At 68.9% G+C, this 17,637-nt stretch carries 11 protein-coding genes; 5 read left to right on the top strand and 6 right to left on the bottom strand.

Annotation, left to right across the window (positions count from 1 at the left end):
* The first annotated feature begins 38 nt into the window (after positions 1–38).
* Complete coding sequence (locus tag ACIQCS_RS02325; RefSeq protein WP_345850790.1) at positions 39–2,183, top strand: PAS domain S-box protein; 2,145 nt, start codon at positions 39–41, stop codon at positions 2,181–2,183.
* Positions 2,180–2,536, top strand: coding sequence for a response regulator (locus tag ACIQCS_RS02320; protein WP_345850788.1), 357 nt, complete (start codon positions 2,180–2,182; stop codon positions 2,534–2,536). Before ACIQCS_RS02325 ends, ACIQCS_RS02320 begins: the two co-directional genes overlap by 4 nt.
* Before the next feature lie 256 nt (positions 2,537–2,792).
* Here the strand turns inward: ACIQCS_RS02320 and ACIQCS_RS02315 are convergent, their stop codons facing one another.
* Positions 2,793–10,706, bottom strand: coding sequence for an Ig-like domain-containing protein (locus ACIQCS_RS02315; protein WP_345850787.1), 7,914 nt, complete (start codon positions 10,704–10,706; stop codon positions 2,793–2,795).
* 347 nt (positions 10,707–11,053) lie between these two features.
* On the opposite strand from ACIQCS_RS02315, the gene ACIQCS_RS02310 reads away from it, so the two are divergent.
* On the top strand, positions 11,054–11,689 hold the full coding sequence (locus ACIQCS_RS02310) for a tail fiber protein (protein ID WP_345850786.1): 636 nt from the start codon (positions 11,054–11,056) through the stop codon (positions 11,687–11,689).
* Positions 11,690–11,777: 88 nt separating this feature from the next.
* Here ACIQCS_RS02310 and ACIQCS_RS02305 read toward each other — a convergent pair whose 3' ends face one another.
* On the bottom strand, positions 11,778–12,068 hold the full coding sequence (locus ACIQCS_RS02305) for a DUF6916 family protein (RefSeq protein ID WP_345850784.1): 291 nt from the start codon (positions 12,066–12,068) through the stop codon (positions 11,778–11,780).
* A 136-nt stretch (positions 12,069–12,204) separates the two neighbouring features.
* Here ACIQCS_RS02305 and ACIQCS_RS02300 point away from each other — a divergent pair, with 136 nt between their 5' ends.
* Positions 12,205–12,738, top strand: a complete 534-nt coding sequence (locus tag ACIQCS_RS02300; RefSeq protein WP_345850783.1) for a GNAT family N-acetyltransferase — start codon at positions 12,205–12,207, stop codon at positions 12,736–12,738.
* Positions 12,739–12,744: 6 nt separating this feature from the next.
* Here ACIQCS_RS02300 and glmS read toward each other — a convergent pair whose 3' ends face one another.
* From glmS to glmU, 3 genes are read right to left on the bottom strand one after another with little or no spacing between them, the layout of a single operon-like run.
* Positions 12,745–14,568, bottom strand: a complete 1,824-nt coding sequence (gene glmS / locus ACIQCS_RS02295) for a glutamine--fructose-6-phosphate transaminase (isomerizing) (RefSeq protein WP_280278127.1) — start codon at positions 14,566–14,568, stop codon at positions 12,745–12,747.
* A gap of 31 nt (positions 14,569–14,599) precedes the next feature.
* Positions 14,600–15,007 carry a hypothetical protein gene (locus ACIQCS_RS02290; protein ID WP_345850781.1) on the bottom strand — a complete coding sequence of 136 codons (408 nt, stop codon included), beginning with the start codon at positions 15,005–15,007 and terminating at the stop codon, positions 14,600–14,602.
* Entirely contained in the window at positions 15,007–16,365 is a 1,359-nt protein-coding gene (gene glmU / locus ACIQCS_RS02285) for a bifunctional UDP-N-acetylglucosamine diphosphorylase/glucosamine-1-phosphate N-acetyltransferase GlmU (RefSeq protein WP_345850780.1), read from the bottom strand. Before glmU ends, ACIQCS_RS02290 begins: the two co-directional genes overlap by 1 nt.
* A gap of 74 nt (positions 16,366–16,439) precedes the next feature.
* Here glmU and ACIQCS_RS02280 point away from each other — a divergent pair, with 74 nt between their 5' ends.
* A complete protein-coding gene (locus ACIQCS_RS02280; protein WP_345850779.1) occupies positions 16,440–17,126 on the top strand; it encodes an HAD hydrolase-like protein in 687 nt (228 codons plus the stop codon).
* A gap of 73 nt (positions 17,127–17,199) precedes the next feature.
* Here ACIQCS_RS02280 and ACIQCS_RS02275 read toward each other — a convergent pair whose 3' ends face one another.
* Entirely contained in the window at positions 17,200–17,565 is a 366-nt protein-coding gene (locus ACIQCS_RS02275) for a VOC family protein (RefSeq protein ID WP_345850777.1), read from the bottom strand.
* Positions 17,566–17,637 lie beyond the last annotated feature (72 nt).

Below are 17,637 nucleotides of genomic sequence, written 5' to 3'. Positions count from 1 at the left end.
AAGGCTAGGAAATTGCTGATGCTTTCCATCGAGCCCCGATGACCGACGCGCCGGCCGAGCCGCTTCCGGTGGGCGAGGACGAGTTCCGCATGATCGCGGACAGCGCCCCCGTCGCCGTATGGGTGACTCGGCTGGATCGCAGGCGCAGCTTCGTCAATCGCGCCTATGTCGCGTTCCTCGGCGTCTCCTATGATGAGGCGCTCGATTTCGACTGGCGGCGGATCATCCACCCGGACGACGCCGCGCACGTCCTTGCACAATCGGTCGCCGGCGAGGCGAGCCTCGGCACCTTCGAGCTCGAGGGGCGCTATCGCAACGTCCATGGCGCGTGGCGCTGGCTCCACTCCACCTCGCAGCCGCGCTGGGATGCGCAGGGGCGCCATATCGGCTTTATCGGCGTCGCGCATGACGTGACCGAGGCCAAGACCGCCGAACTCGCGCTGCGCGAGCGCGAGGCGCAGCTTTCCGCGTTCATCAGCCAGACCACCGCCGGCTTTGCCCAGGTGGACATCGAGGGCCGCTTCACGCTGGTCAACGATCGCTTCTGCGAGATCGCCGGCTGGAGCCGCGAAGCGCTGATGGGCGGCATGACGATGCAGCAGATCACGCATCCGGACGACCTCGCCCGCAACCTGCCGCTGTTCGAGAAGGTGGTGCGGGACGGCACGCCCTATACCCATGAGAAACGCTATGTCCGCCAGGACGGCGGCGTGGTCTGGGTGAACAATTCGGTCGCGGTGATCCGCCGGCCGACCGGCGAGCCGTTCGGCGTGCTTTCGGTGACGCTGGACGTCACCCAGCGGCGCGCCGACGAGGACGCGCTGCGCAAGAGCGAGGAGCGGTTGCGCCTCGCTACCGAGGCGGCCGGCATGGCCACCTGGGAGCTGGATCTGGAGACGATGGAGGGCGCCTGGTCGCCCAACCGCTTCGACCTGCTCGGCATGCGGCGCCGGCCCGACGCGCGCGGCAGCTTCGACGAATGGATCGCCCGCGTGCATCCCGACGACCGGATCATGGTGCGCGACGCCGCGTTGCGCTGTTTCGCCGAGGGCGAGCCCTATGCGATCACCTATCGCATCCTGCGCGCCGGGGACGGTGCCGAGCGCTGGCTGCAGAGCCATGGCAGCCGGATCGACTATGACGACGGCCGGCCGAGCCGCTTCGTCGGCGTCTCGTTCGACGTCACCGATCGCAAGCGCGCCGAGCAGAAGCTGCGCGAGAGCGAGACGCGCTTCCGCACGATCTTCGAACAGGCCAACGACTTCCTGATCACCACTACGCTCGACAATCGGGTGACCTCAGTGAACCCGGCGGTGGTGGAGGCGATCGGCTATCGCGAGGACGAGATCCTTGGCCGCTCGATCCGCGACTTCATGGACGCGGACCAGTTCGCGATCAGCATGGACGCGTTCAACCGCAAGCTGCAGCATGGCGGCTCGACCCGGCTGACGCTGAAGCTGCGCGCCCGTGACGGACGCGAGCTGATCTGGGAAGTCAATTCGCGGCTCAACCTCGACGCCCAGGGCCGCCCGGTGGCGCTGCACGCCATCGGGCGCGACATGACCGAGGCGAAGCGCGCCGAGGCGCATCTCCGCCTGCTGGTCGACGAGCTCAACCACCGCGTGAAGAACACGCTGGCGATCGTCCAGGGCATCGCCCAGCAGAGCTTCAAGGACGACGTGCCGCCGCACCAGGCCCGTGCCGCATTCGAAGGCCGGCTGGCCGCACTTTCCGAGGCGCACAATCTGCTGACGCGCGAGCATTGGGGGCCGGTCTCGCTGCGCCGGATCATCGAGGATGCCCTGCGCCCGCATGGCGAGCCGAGCCGCTTCGCGCTCGATGGGCCGGACCTGCCGATCCAGCCCAAGACGGCGATCAGCCTCGCGCTGGCCATCCATGAACTGGCGACCAATGCCGTGAAGCATGGCGCCCTCTCACGGTCGGAGGGGCGGATCACGATTCACTGGCGGCGCGAGGAAGGGGACGGCACTCCGGCCAGGCTCGGGCTGCGCTGGGAGGAAGCGGGCGGCCCGCCGGTCGTGGCGCCGGTACGGCGCGGCTTCGGCACCCGGATGATCGAGCGCGGCCTCGCCGCCGAGCTCGGCGGCACGGTGCACATCGAGTTCCGCCCCGGCGGCCTGGTCTGCGTCGTCGACGCGCCGCTGCCCGAAGGTGCCGCGTGAGCGGGCTGCTGGGGCTGCGCGTGCTCGTCGTCGAGGACGAGCCGGTGGTCGCCATGTATCTCGAGGATCTGCTCGAGGCGCTGGGGTGCGAGACCATCGGCCCCGCGAGCAGGCTGGCCGACGGGATGGCGCTCGCCGAAGCTGGCGGCTTCGACGTCGCGATCCTCGACATCAACCTTGGCGGCGAGCGCAGCACGCCGATTGCAGCGGCATTGCGCGCACGCGGCGTGCCCTTCGCCTTCGCCAGCGGCTATGGCGCACCACCGGAGGGGTTCGGCACGAACGTGCCGATGATCGAGAAACCCTATCGCGAAGCCCAGCTGGCCGACGCGCTCGCCCGGTTGCGGGCCTAGGGTCACGCCTCGATCAGCAAACCCCGTCATCCGCACGAAAGCGGGGACCCATCCCGTCTGTTCTCTGCAAACAGGCGGGTGAAGCTTGCCGCACCTCCGGGAGCCGGGTCCCCGCCTTCGCGGCGGATGACGGTGCCCGTCGATGAAGTCCTGCCCCTGAGCCGGGACGCAGGGAACGTCTCCCGCGTCCCGGCATCCTTGGGCAGCGATCGGCGAACATGCCCGGGGCGACGCCGGCCGGCCCGGGCTCCTTTCCCTACCAGCGCTTCGACAGGCGGAGCTGCAACGTGCCGGCCTTCTCGCCCTGGGCCGCGCGCAACCCGGTCTCGAAGTCGAACGACCAGCCGCTCGAGAGGATATCGAAGCGGGTGCCGAAGCTCAGCTGGAGCTGTTCGCGCCGCCAGCCATTGCCCGCCAGCGCATAGATCGCGGCACCCGGGATGTCGGCATAGTCGAGCCACTGCGCATCGACATTGGCAAACTCGTGGTTCCACTCCACGCGCAGGCGGGGCGTGATCGAACCGAAGTCCGTCTTCTGGCGATATTGCAGGCGGCCGCCGATCGTGCCGGTGATGGAGCGGACCTGACGGGCATCGAAGCGCAGATTGTAGCGCCCGGCGCCGCTCTCCGCATAGGCATCGAGATCCGCGTCCATATACTCGCCGCGGCCATAGATCGACCATTGCAGCGGCCCTTCCGCCCGATCGATCCCGAGCGAGATCGCCGCGATGGTGTAGCTTCCGTCGCGGCTGCCGCGCGCCGTCGCATTCACCGCCTGGGCAATGCGCCGGGTGGTGAAGTCGAGCTGGCCGCGGCCGATCATGCCGTCGATGAAGGTGCCGCTGGCGGGCTGGACGCTCGCATAGGCAGCATAGATCGTGCTCGTGCCGCGCACCTGGGCCGCAGTGCCGATCCGGCTCAGATCATTGCCATAGCCGCCGCCCAGGCCGACCAGCACGCTCTCGGAGAGCTTGATGTCGGCACCGGCGCTGAGCCCCGCGGTGGTGGCGGTGATCTTGCTGCGATCGGTGCGCCTGTCGCGCGTGCCGATGTCGATCGCGCCGCCCGCCCAGATGGCGAGCGAACCGATCCGGCGGTTGCCGTCCTCGTCCACGGCGCCCTTGCCAGGTGCGGCGCGCTCGTCGCCATCCGCGCCACCGACACCGCCACCGCCCGTGCCGGCCATCGTCCGGCCGGAGCCCAGCTGATCGCCGCGCGAGAGCGGCGATTGCGGATTATTGACGACCCGGCCGATCGCCGGATCCTCACCCGAGACGCGCATCCGCTCGGTGATTGCCAGGCCCCAATTCTTGTCGTCGGGGCGCTGCATCGGCGCCGAACCGTCGCGCGAAGCCAGCGTCACGCCCATCGCAAGGCCGGCGCTGCCGCCGCCATTATGGAGCTGCTCGGCGCGCCGCATGAAATTGGACACCTGCGCCCGGGCGAAGCGGCGGGTCGTCTCGGCCTGTGCGTCGCTGATCGCGGCGATATCCGGATCGTTGCGCGGATCCGGACGCGCCTGGACAGTGAGCGTGACCGTCGACGGAGCCGAGGCGCCGAAGACGTTGCTCAACGTATAGGCGACCACGATCTGCCCGCCGAAGCGATTGTTCGGCGTCACGTCGAGGCGGTACGCGCCGTTGCCGGCCGCCACGATCGCGGTGGTGGCCGAATTGGCCGGCGATATGCTCACCACGTTCGCACCGGTGAACGGCCCGCGCGCTGCCCCGTCGGTGAGCATCACCGACACCATCTGGCCGTCGCCCGCCGTCGCGGTCTTGGGTGCCGCGACCGGCACCTGGCCGACCACGGTGATCGTCACCGTGCCCGGTGCCGAGGCGCCACCCGGACCGACCGCCACATAGGTGAAGCTGTCGGTGCCGGCGAAATTGGCGGCCGGCGTGTAGGTCGCGATATAGGGCGAGGTCGGCGCCGCCGCGACCGGGGTCAGGCTGGGCCCGGCACCGCCGCTCAGCGTGACCGTGCCGTGCGCCGGCTGGCTGGCGAGCTGGATCGAGTCATAGACGCCCGTCACCAGCGCGGAGAGGTTGATCTGGACACTGGTCCCCGCCGTCGTGGTGCTGCCCGCGACTGTGGAGGCCCCCGGCCCGGCATTCGGCGGCGGCGGAGTCGCCACCGTCAGGCTCACTGTCGCCGCGGCGGAGGTGCCGCCGGGACCGGTGACGGTATAGGTGAAGCTGTCCGCGCCGAAATAGCCGCTGGTGGGCGTATAGGTGACCACATCGCCATTGACCGTGGTCGTGCCATGCGCCGGCGCCGTGACGACCGTGAGCATGCTGTGCACACCGGTAACCGAGGGTGCCAGGTCGATGGGCGTGCCGCTGCTGTTATAGCCGATAGCCACCCCGCTCTTGTTGGCGGCGGTCGGCGCGGCGGGCGTCGCCACAGTCAGGCTCACCGTCGCCGGCGCCGAGGTGCCGCCCGGACCAGTTGCCGTGAAGGTGAAGCTGTCCGCGCCGTAATAGGTCGCCGGGTTCGGCGTATAGGTCACCACATCGCCCGCGATCGTCACCGTGCCATGCGCCGGTGCCGTGCCGATCGCGATGCTCGAATGGACGCCCGTGACCGAAGCCGACAAGTCGATCGCCGTGCCCGTGCTCGCATAGGGCACCGCCACGCCGCTCTTGTTGGCGACGGTCGGTGCCGGCGGCGTCGCCACCGTCAGGCTCACCGTCGCCGGGGCCGAGGTGCCGCCGGGGCCGGTCGCCGTATAGGTGAAGCTGTCCGCGCCGTAATAGGTCGCCGGGTTCGGCGTATAGGTCACCACGTCACCCGCGATCGTCACCGTGCCGTGCGCCGGCGCCGTGCCGATCGCGATGCTCGAATGGACGCCCGTGACCGAAGCCGACAAGTCGATCGCCGTGCCGGTACTCGCATAGGGCACCGCCACGCCGCTCTTGTTCGCCGCGACCGGCGCGGCGGGCGTCGCCACCGTCAGGCTCACCGTCGCCGGGGCCGAAGTGCCGCCGGGGCCGGTCGCCGTATAGGTGAAGCTGTCCGCGCCGTAATAGGTCGCCGGGTTCGGCGTATAGGTCACCACATCGCCCGCGACGCTCACCGTGCCGTGTGCCGGACCGGTCGCAACCGCGATGCTCGAATGGACGCCCGTGACCGAGGCCGACAGGTCGATCGCCGTGCCGGTGCTCGCATAGGGCACCGCCACGCCGCTCTTGTTCGCCGCGACCGGCGCGGCGGGCGTCGCCACCGTCAGAGTCACCGTCGCCGGGGCCGAAGTGCCGCCGGGGCCGGTCGCCGTGAAGGTGAAGCTGTCCGCGCCGTAATAGGTCGCCGCCGGCGTATAGGTCACCACATCGCCTGCGATGGTCACGGTGCCATGCGCCGGTGCCGTGCCGATCGCGATGCTCGAATGGACGCCCGTGACCGAGGCCGACAAGTCGATCGCCGTGCCGGTGCTCGCATAGGGCACCGCCACGCCGTTCTTGTCCGTCACGGTCGGTGCCGCCGGCGTCGCCACCGTGAGGCTCACCGTCGCCGGGGCCGAGGTGCCGCCGGGGCCGGTCGCCGTATAGGTGAAGCTGTCGGCGCCATAATAGGTCGCCGGGTTCGGCGTATAGGTCACCACGTCACCCGCGATCGTCACCGTGCCATGCGCCGGCGCCGTGCCGATCGCGATGCTCGAATGGACGCCCGTGACCGAAGCCGACAAGTCGATCGCCGTGCCGGTGCTCGCATAGGGCACGCCGACGCCGCTCTTGTTCGCCGCGACCGGTGCCGGCGGCGTCGCCACCGCCAGGGTCACCGTCGCCAGCGCCGAAGTGCCGCCCGGGCCGGTCGCCGTATAGGTGAAGCTGTCCGCGCCATAATAGTTGGTGGTCGGCGTATAGGTCACCACGGCACCCGCGATGGTCACCGTGCCGTGCTGCGGCCCGGTGGCGACCGCGATCGTCGAATAGACGCCGCTGATCGACGGCGCGAGATCGATGGCCGTGCCGGTGCTGTTATAGGGAATCGGGGCATTCTTGTCGGCGACCGTCGGTGCCGTCGGAGTTGCCACCGTCAGGCTCACCGTCGCGACGTTCGAAGTGCCGCCGGCGCCGGTCGCCGTATAGGTGAAGCTGTCCGTGCCGAAATAGCCGGCCGTCGGCGTATAGGTCACCACGTCGCCCGCAATGCTGGTCGTGCCGTGCGAAGCCGCCGTGCCGATCGCGATGCTGCTGTGCGGACCGCCGGTGATCGAGCCGGACAGGTCGATCGGCGTGCCGGTGCTGCCATAGGGTATCACGACGCCCGGCTTGTTCGCCGCGATCGGCTTGTCGATGAAGGTATAGGCCACGGAATTCGTGCTGGTCTGGCCGTTGACGGTGACCGTCAGGTTGACCGCGCCCGAGCCGGTCCCCGGCGTGGTGACGGTGAGCGAGGTCGGGCTTGCCGCGGTTACCGTGCCGTTGCCCGCCGAACCGAAGGTCACGGTGTTGTTGCCCGGCGTGGTGCTGAAGCCGGTGCCGCTGACGGTCACCACCTGGCTGACCGGGCCCGAAGGCGGCGAGACGCCGGTCACCGTCGGGACGACGGCGATGCTTGCGCTATTGGTCGCGCCGGTGGTCGGATAGCCGCTGGGCGTGAATGCCGCGAGCACAAAGCCCGAGGCCGAACCCGGGGTGATGCCGGTGTAGCTGAGCGTGACCGTGCAGGTGCCCGGTGCGACGGAGAAGGGGTTGAACTGGTAGTTGGCGCCCGAATCCGCTCCGCTGGCGCCACAGCTCCCGCCCGGCGCACCGCTCACGCGGCTGAGCAGCGCGGTGCCGCCGAGCAGCGGCGAGATGCTCGGCGTGGCCGAGCTGTTGGGATTGGTGAGCGTGATCGTCAGCGTTCCCGTCGATCCGACGCCAAGCGAGGCCGAGGAGAAGCTGAGCGAGGCAGTGACTGCGCCCGCCGCGCCGACGGTGAAGCTCTGCTGCACCTGCGCCGCCGGGTTCCAGTTGGTATCGCCCGCCTGGTCGGCGTTGATCGTGCAGGTGCCCGTGCCGACCATCGACACGGTGTTGCCGCTGACCGTGCAGACCGCCGGCGTCGCCGAGCTGAAGGCCACGACGAGCGACCCGTTCGTCGTCGCGCTCACGGCATAGGTCGCGCCGCCCACGGTTGCGCCGGTCGGCGCGGTCGAGGCGAAGGTGATCGCCTGGTTGCCCTTGGCGATCATGACCGTGACGATCGAGCCGATCGTGGTGACCGGCGTGCCCTGGCCGTCGGTCACCTTGATCTGGTAGCTGAACGATCCCGCGACCGTCGGGCTGCCGCTGACGGTGCCGTCGGAGCCGAGCGTCGTGCCCGGCACGAAGGCGCCCGCATTCAGGCTGTAGGTATAGGGCGTGAGGCCGCCCGAGGCCGTATTGGCCTGGCTGTAGCTCCCGCCGACGATCAGGCCCGAAGCGGAGCCGGTGGCGAGCACCAGATTGGCCGGAGTCACGGTGAAGCTGTGCGAAACGTCGCTCGCCGCGGTCCAGTTGGTGTCGCCCGCCTGGCTCGCCGTGATCGAGCATGAGCCGGTCTGGAGGAGCGTGAGCGTGGTGCCCGAGACGGTGCAGACGCTCGTGGTGGTCGAGGCGAAGGCGACCGTCAGGCCCGAGGTCGCGGTGGCCGTCAGCGTCAGCGGCGAAGCCGAGAGCGAGGCATTGGGCAGCGCCGCAAAGCTGATCGTCTGCCCACCCGAGACCACGCTGATGCTGTAGGACTGCATCCTGGTATAGGGGCCGCCGCTGCCGACCGACGAGCCGTCGGTGACCGTGACGTCGAAATTGGACGGGCCGGTGGCAGTCGGGGTGCCGGTGAGGGCGCCGGCCGGGCTCAGCGTCAGGCCCGTCGGCAATGCGCCGCCGGTGACGGCGAAGGTGTAGCCCGGCGTGCCGCCGCCGCCGGTGAAGCTCTGCGAATAGCCGGTGCCGACCGTGGCGCCCGGCAGCGCGCCGGCCGCCGGGGACAAGGTGACCGTGGGCGCCGCGATGCTCAGCGTGAGCGAGCCGGTCGCCTGGGTGAAGGGCCCGGTGCCAAGCGAGCTGTCCGTCACATTGGCGGTGAAGGTGAAGTTGCCGCTCGCCGCCGGCGTGCCGGTGACGGTGCAATCGCTGTTGAGCTGCGTGCCCAGCGGCAGTGCCCCCGACGCCAGGGTCGTCGAGCAGCTATACGTCGCCCTGCCGCCGCTCGTGTTGATCTGCACGCCCGACAGCGCGGCGCCGCGCGTGCCGCTGCCGGCAAGGGTCGATGCCAGCGTCGGATTGCTCACCGGCACCGTGACCGTCGCCGGGGCCGACGTGCCGCCCAGATTGGTCGCGGTGAAGGTGAAGCTGTCATTGCCCCGGAACCCGGAGGGCGCGTCATAGGTGACGAGCCCCGCGGCATTGACCGAGACCGAGCCGCCCTGGGCCGTGGTCGCCGAACCCACCGCGAAACTGGTCGGGCTGTTCGTCGCATGGCCGGCAATGCTGAAGGTCAGCCCGGTGCCGTTATAGGCGACTGCGGACGCCGTGAACGAGCTGGCGACCGGCGCGGCAACATAGGTGTATTGATCGGCCGCGCTGGTCGCGCTGGTGCCGCCCGGCGTGGCGACCGTGAGGTCAAAGGTGCCGGCCGGGCTCGCGGGCGAGGTCGCGGTGATCTGGGTGTTGCTGTTGATCGTATAGGTCGCGATCGACGCGCCGAACTTCACCGCCCCCGTCGGGTCGGCCGCCAAGAAGCCGGTGCCGGTGATCGTCACCGTGGTGCCGCCGCTGGTCGGGCCGGCGGTCGGCGAGATCGACGTGACCGTCGGCGCCGCCACATAGGTGAACTGATCCGCGGCACTGATTGCGCTGGTGCCGCCGGGCGTGGTGACGGTGACGTCGTAGGTGCTCGCGGCATTTGCCGGCGACGTCGCGGTGATCTGGGTGTTGCTGTTGATCGTATAGGTCGCGATGGCGGCGCCGAACTTCACCGCTCCCGTCGATGCCGCCGCGGCGAAGCCGGTGCCGGTGATCGTCACCGTGGTGCCGCCCCCGGTCGGGCCGGCTATGGGCGAGACTGCGTTAACCGTCGGCGCGGCGACATAAGTGTAGCGGTCCGCCGCGCTGGTCGTGCTGGTGCCGCCCGGCGTGGTGACGGTGACGTCCACCGTGCCCACGCTGCCGGCGGGCGCGGTCGCGGTGATCTGCGTGTTGCTGTCGATCGTATAGGTCGCGGGGTTCGCGCCGAACATCACCGCGCCGGTGCTGTTCGCGATGGAGAAGCCGGTGCCGGTGATCGTCACCGTGGTGCCGCCGCCGGTCGGGCCCGCGGTCGGCGAGACCGCGGTGACGGTGGGCGGCGGCGGGTTGACGGTCAGCGCGAAGGTCTTGGACGACGTGCCGATGCCGCCCGTATAGCTCGCCGTCACCGTATAGGTCGTCGCCGCCGAAGTGGCGGTGGGCGTGCCGGTGATGGCGCCGGTGCTGGTGTTGAAGTTCAGGCCGGTCGGAAGTGCCGGGGAGACCGCGTAGCTGCGGGCGCCGGAGCCATAGGCGGCCGTGACCGGCGTGACGCTGACGCCGCTACCAACCGTCGCCGTTATCGAAGCGACGGCCTGGGTCGTCGCGATCTCGCAATACATGCGGAAATCGACCGAGCCCGCCCCCGTCGTCGAGACCTGGGTCACGACGAAGAAGCGGGTATGGTCCGCAATCACCGAATAGGAACCGTTGCCGGCGACGGTGGCGCCGTTGACGAGCGTAACGAAGCCGCCGGTGGACGGCGCGCGCCGCACGGTGGCGCGGGCATTGCTCAGGTTGGCATAGGCATAGAGGACCGTGTCGCCGCTGACGAAATTGGCGGCGCCGGCGGTGAAGGGATTGGGCGCGCTCAGCGAGGGATTGGGGTCCGTGTTGAAGTCACCGGTCAGCGTGGTGCCCGTGACCGACGACAGCACGTTCGCGTCGAGATAGTCGCACCCGGCCGAAGCCCAGCCCGTGCCGGGAACGCTCGCCGCCAGCGCCGCCAGCGCAAGAGCGCCCGTGCGCGCGCCGCGCCGAACACCGGCAGAGAGGGAAGCGAGATCGGGAAGCCGCTCCTTCAGCGCCGCCAGCAGGGACCGCGCAGAAGGCCGCGGCACCAGGTGCCCACGCGCGCGGTTGCGCACCATGTTCCCCACATGGGCCGCCATTGGCGTGAAAAGCTGCTTCATATCCCCCCGACCCCGGCGTGCACGCGCCGGCCTTCTATCCCACACGTTCTTGCAATCAATTCATGGACGAAACGACCGGCATCCCCACCGGCCGCGGCACCCCATTTACGCGTGACAACTCGGTAAATTAAGACTGAACCGTAAAAATTTCGCCATGTTATGCATGTAAATTCAGAAACATGCAATCTTAAGCCCGCGTCTCGACTTGGGATGGTCCAGTAGCCGAATCGTTAATCATTACACCAATTTGGTTCCAGAAATGATTTTGGTCCGTTTTGGCAAGCAGGACGCGACGCCCCTCCATTTTTGAGTTACCGTCCGGGCCGCTTCAAATTGGGAGGGGCAAAATGTCGGAACCATTCATCGGTCAAATCATGCAGGTCGGCTTCAACTTCGCGCCGCGCGGCTGGGCGCCGTGCCAGGGCCAGATCATGTCGATCCAGCAGAATACCGCATTGTTCTCGCTGCTGGGCACCGTCTATGGCGGCAATGGCCAGAGCACCTTCGGCCTCCCCGACTCGCGGGGCCGCGTCTTTATCGGCCAGGGCAACGGCCCGGGGCTCACCCCGATCACCCTGGGTGAGATCGGCGGCGTGAACAGCGAGGTGCTCAGCATCCTGCAGATGCCGATCCACAACCACCTCGCCACCTTCACGCCCACCGGCGGCGGCACGGTTTCCGGCACGCTCCAGGCGATGACCGGCGCCATCGGCTCGGAGACCGCAATACCGGCCGCCGGCTCGTTCCTCGGCGTCGCCAATGATTCCTCGGGCAGCATCACGCCGACCTTCTATGTGCCGGCCGGCCAGTCGGGCACGACGCCGGTCAACCTGGGCGGCCTGAACATCACCGGCGGCGGTGGCGGCACCGGCACGGTAACCGTCGCCAACAGCGGCGGCAGCCAGCCCGTCCCGGTCATGCAGCCCTATCTGGGCATCCAGACCAACATCGCGCTCGAGGGCGTCTTCCCGTCGCGGAACTGAGCCGGAACCCGGGAAAGGCCCGGCCGCGCCGCGCGAGCGGCGGCGCGGCCGGGTTCTTCGCCAGCTGGGCCTCGGCCCAGCCCGTAGGTCAGGAAAACACCGCCTGATAATGGCGGGCGGTGGCCGAGGGAACCAGCTGACTGATCAGGATTTCGTGGGGGCCGCCCTTGCCGCAATCCATCTCGAACGAGGCGTCCATCAGATAGACGTCGAGCGGCGCTTCGAAGAATAGCGAGAAGGGCTCGCGCGTGTCGATGCCGATCAGCACCGGCCTGCGCTCGATGCGGACCAGCGTGATCTCCACCGGATTGGGCAGGGTGCTGAGACGGACCTTGCGACCGACCCAGGGCTCGAAATCTTCCGGTGTCAGCACTCTCATATGATGTTCTTCCCCTCCCGCCGAACGGACGATCGCTCCGGCTCCGAAAGGGGCATCCTGCCGGGTCCGCGGCAGCGCGTGAAGCCGGTCCGCGCCATTTCGGGGCAAAAGCCGATATCATGCTAGAGCCGATGGCATGCTAGCACCCTTCCCCACTCCGCGACCGCTGCCCGAGCTGCCGGAGGCGCTGCGCATGCTGGACGTGGCGCTGCCGCCCGCGCGCGCGGGCGACATGCCGCTGCTCGCCGATCTGCATGCCGCCGCGCGCATGGCCGAGCTGCTCCTCGCGCCCTGGTCACCTGCGCAGAAGCGCAGCTTTCTCGACGAGCAGTTCGCGCTCCAGCACACGCATTTCGTGAAGCACCATCGCAAGGGCGATTTCCGGCTGGTGACCCGCCAGGATGCGCCGATCGGCCGCTTCTACTTCGATCGCAGCGGCCCGGAATGGGTACTGATCGACATCCTGCTCGACGCAAGGGTCCAGGCCGGCGGGATCGGCAGCGCGCTGATCGGCTGGCTGCAAGGAGCCGCGCGCGACGCGGGCGCCGCCGGCCTGCGCCTGAGCGTCGCCCGCACGAATCCGCGCGCCCATGCGCTCTACCGGCGGCTGGGCTTTGCCGATGCCGGCGAAGTCGCCGGCACCCATGTCGCCATGTCCTGGCGGCCCTGAAGCCGCCTATTCGACAGTGACCGACTTCGCCAGGTTGCGCGGCTGATCGACATCCGTGCCCTTGGCCACCGCCACATGATAGGCGAGCAGCTGCACCGGCACCGCATAGACGAGCGGCGCGATCAACGGGTGGACCTTGGGCATGGTGATCGTCGCGACCGTGCCCTCGCCCGCCGCTTCGATGCCGTCATAGTCCGAGATCAGGATCACCTTGCCGCCGCGCGCCTGCACTTCCTGCATGTTCGACACGGTCTTCTCGAAGAGCGGACCCGAGGGGGCGATCACGATCACCGGCACGGCATCGTCGATCAGCGCGATCGGGCCGTGCTTCATCTCGCCGGCGGCATAGCCCTCGGCATGGATATAGCTGATTTCCTTGAGCTTCAGCGCACCCTCGAGCGCCAGCGGATAATCGGTGCCGCGCCCCAGATAGAGCACGTCGCGCGCCGCCGCGACGATGCCGGCCATCGCCTGGATCGCCTCGTCATAGGCGAGCGCGCCGTTGAGCGCGGCCGGCGCTTCGGCGAGGTGCTTGACGATCGCCTTCTCCTCGGCCTCGGTGAGCTTGCCCTTCGCCTTCGCCAGATTGGCAGCGAGCGCGGCGAGCACCGCGAGCTGGCAGGTAAAGGCCTTGGTCGAGGCGACGCCGATCTCCGGCCCGGCATGCGTCGGCAGCAGCAGATCCGCCTCGCGCGCCATCGAGCTGGTGGGGACATTGACCACCGCGGCGATCGTCTGGCCCTCGGCGCGGGCATGGCGCAGCGCCGCGAGCGTGTCCGCCGTCTCGCCCGACTGGCTGATCACGATCATCAGCCCGCCCTCTTCCATCACCGGCGCGCGGTAACGGAACTCGCTCGCCACATCGAGGTCGACCGGCACGCGGGCGAACTGCTCGAACCAGTATTTGGCAACCATGCCGGCATAGAAGCTGGTGCCGCAGGCGACGATGGTGACGCGCTTGATCGCCGACAGGTCGAAATCGGGGATCGGCAGCGTGACCCGCTCTTCCATCCGCTGAAGATAGGCGCGCAGCGTCTGGGCGACGACGATCGGCTGCTCGTAGATCTCCTTGAGCATATAATGCCGGTGGTTGCCCTTGGAGACGAGATCGCCGGTGACGCCGGAGATGGTGATCGGCCGCTCGACGGGATTATTGTCCCGATCGAAGATCTGAGCGCCGTCATGGGTGATGACGACCCAGTCGCCCTCGTCGAGATAGGCGATGCGCTGGGTGAGCGGCGCGAGCGCCAGCGCGTCCGAGCCGAGATAGGTCTCGCCGTCGCCATAGCCGACGACCAGCGGCGAGCCGAGACGCGCGCCGATCAGCAGGTCCGGATGCTGGCGGAACAGGATGGCGAGCGCGAAAGCGCCGTGGAGGCGCGGCAGCACTTCGGCGACGGCCTCGGCGGGCGCCATGCCGGCCTCGACCTTCTCGCTGACAAGGTGCGCGACGACTTCGGTGTCGGTCTCGCTCTCGAACTTGCGGCCGCGGGCGATCAGCTCATCGCGCAGCGGCTTGAAATTCTCGATGATGCCGTTGTGGACTAGCGCCAGCTCGCCGGTCGCGTGCGGGTGGGCGTTGTTCGTGGTCGGGCCACCATGCGTCGCCCAGCGGGTATGCGCGATGCCGGTGGTGCCGGGCAGCGGATTGGCCGCGAGCTCCTTGCCGAGATTGACCAGCTTGCCCGAGGCGCGGCGCCGCTCGATCCGGCCGTCCACGTCCGTGGCGATGCCGGCCGAGTCGTATCCGCGATATTCGAGGCGCTTGAGACCGTCGAACAGCCGCTCCGCGACTTCCTCCTTGCCGACGATTCCGACGATTCCGCACATGCTCTGGGTGTTCCTGCTCTGGGCCCGGCAATCAGCCGAGGATTTCGATCTGGGCGACGCTCTCGACCGCGATGCGCGTCTGGAAATGCGAGCCGACCGGCACGCGGCGGGCAATGCCCTTCACGCGCACGCGCTTGCCGGTGAGCACGTCCTCGGGATAGCCGCCGAGCTTCTGCTTCAGCGCGGCGATCGCCGCCGAATGCAGCTCGATGGTGAGGTTGCCCGGGTCGCGATAATTGGCCGCCGAGTTCAGATAGACGCTGAAGCCGCCCGCGCCGGCCGAGGCGACGACGAACTCGAACACCCCCTCGACCTCCCCGGTCTTCGAGGCCGCGACGGCCTCGATCGCCTGGCCGGGGCTCATCGGTGCGGCGGTCTGCGCGACGGCGGGCGCGGCGACGGTCAATGCAAGCATCGAGAACAGGGTTCGCATACGCATCACTTCTTCGCTGCCTCCTTCTTCGCCTTCATCGCCTCGCGGAATTTCCGCGCCCAGCCCGGCTTCACCTGCTGCTCGGCCCGGGTGATCCCCAGCGCATCGCCTTCGACGTCGCGGGTCACCACCGAACCGGCCCCCACGATCGCGCCGTCGCCGATGGTGACGGGCGCGACCAGGGCGCTGTTGCTACCTACAAAGGCGCCGTTTCCGATCACTGTCCGGTACTTTAAAAATCCGTCATAATTGCAGGTGATGGTGCCGGCGCCGATATTCGCCCCGGCCCCCACCGTGGCATCGCCGATATAGCTCAGATGGTTCGCCTTGGCGCCAGGGCCGAGCACTGCCTGCTTGATCTCGACGAAATTGCCGACCTTGGCACCCTGCTCGATCCGCGCGCCGGGGCGCAGGCGGGCATAGGGCCCGATATCGGCGCCGGACAGGATCTCGGCGCCCTCGACATGGGTGAAGGCATGGATGGTGACGCGGTCCGCCACCGCGACGCCGGGGCCGAACACCACGTGCGGCTCGATCGTGACGTCACGGCCGACCCGGGTGTCATGTGCGAACCACACCGTCTCCGGCGCGACCAGCGTGGCCCCCTCGATCATGGCGCGGGCGCGGCGGCGCTGCTGCCATTCCTGTTCGAGGAGGGCGAGCTCGCCGCGGCTGTTCACTCCCGCCACCTCGATCGCGTCGGTCTCGATGCCGACCGAGAACCGGCCGTCCTGGCGGGCCAGCTCCACCAGGTCGGTGAGGTAATATTCGCCCGCCGCATTGTCGTTGCCCAACCGGGCGAGCAGGCGGAACAGATCGGACGAGCGCACCGCCATCAGGCCGGAATTGCACAGCGTCACCGCCCGTTCCTCGGGCGTGGCATCCTTATACTCGACGATCTTGTCGAGCCGGCCGTCGGGGCCGACGATCACCCGGCCATAGGCGCCGGGATCGGCGGGCCGGAAGCCGAGCACCACCACGCTGGGGCCGCCATCGCCGTGGAGCGCCTCGATCATCCGGCGCATCGTCTCGGTCGTGACGAGCGGCACGTCGCCATAGAGGATCAGCACGTCGCCCCGGAAGCCGGCCAGCGCACCCTCCGCCATGCGCACGGCGTGGCCGGTGCCGAGCTGCTCGGCCTGTTCCGCGGTCTCGACGCCGAGCGGATGGACCGCCGCCTCGACCTGCTCGCGGCCCGCGCCGACCACCACCACCTCGCGCTCCACGCCCAGCGCCTTCACGCTGTCGATCAGGTGGAGCAGCATCGGCCGCCCGGCAATGGGATGGAGCACCTTGTGGGTGTCCGACTTCATCCGCGTGCCCTTGCCGGCCGCGAGGATGATTGCTGCGATCGGTGCGGTCATTTGTCCTCCGTGGACCCGTCCCCTGCCACGTTACACTTGCCAATTCCATAGCCCCGCTGGCAGGCAGCACCACGATGGCTGATTTCCCCTTCGACATCGTCGGCTTCGACCTGGACGGCACTCTGATCGACACCAGCATGGACCTGCTGGGCGCCACCAACCATGCGCTTGGCCTGGCCGGGCGGCCGCTGCTCGACAAGGCCGCGGTGATGACGATGGTGGGGCGCGGCGGCAAGCACATGCTGGAGCAGGCGCTGGACGCATCCGGCGGCCATGACGAGGCCCAGATGGCCTGGCTCCTCCCGGCGCTGCTCGACTGGTATCGCGACCATCTCACCGACCATTCGCGCCCCTTCCCGGGCATGATCGAGGCGCTGGACACGCTGGCGGCCCGGGGCGTGACGCTGGCGATCGTGACCAACAAGCGCGAGGATCTGGCGGCGAAGCTGATCGGAGAGCTGGGGCTGCGCGCGCGGTTCGCCACGATCATCGGCGGCGACACGATGGGCAGCGGCAACGCCAAGCCCTCCGCCCTGCCCATCCGCGAGATGATCCGGCGCTGCGGCGGCGGGCGCGCGGCATTCGTGGGCGATTCGATCTTCGACACGCTGGCCGCGAGGAATGCCGGGGTCCCGAGCATCGCCGTCAGCTTCGGCTTCCTCTCCCAGCCGGTGGAGGAACTCGGCGCCGATGCGGTGATCGACAGCTATGCCGAGCTGATGCCGACGCTGGAGCGGCTGGGGGTAGAACTACCGGCCTAGGGCCGCGAGGGCCCGATCAGCGCGCCCCGTCGCACCCGCCCGCGCGGGGATGATGAAAAGGACGTGGCGCAGATCAGTCCCGCTCCTTCAGCTGGTGGAGCAGGATGGCATTGCCTTCGCTGTCGGCGATCACCCGCATGCGGCAGACGGGCGAGTGGATCAGGTCGCTCTTGAAGGTGACGCCCTTCGCTTCCAGCTCCGCGCAGAGCGCATCGAGATCCTCGACCTCGAAGGCGATCGTGCCGCCGGCATCGGATGCCGGCCTGTCGCCGGTGACGTTGGTCAGCGCGAGGCACCCGCCACCCGGCAGGTCGAATTCGATCCACGGAATCCCTTCCGGTGCCCGGCTGGGAGGCAGGCCGAGCGTCTCCTCGTAGAAGCCGCGCGCCCGCGCGAGGTCGACGACCGGATACATGGTGAACGCGACCTTGCGGAACATGGCAATCCTTCCTGCTCGAATGCCAGCAGGATAGCCGCGAGCGCCCTGCAAGGCAAGAATTCGTTCCTGTTT

Source organism: Sphingomonas sp. NPDC092440 (assembly GCF_044754985.1).
Classification (GTDB): Bacteria; Pseudomonadota; Alphaproteobacteria; order Sphingomonadales; family Sphingomonadaceae; genus Sphingomonas.
This window is presented reverse-complemented; position numbering and strand designations above follow the sequence as displayed.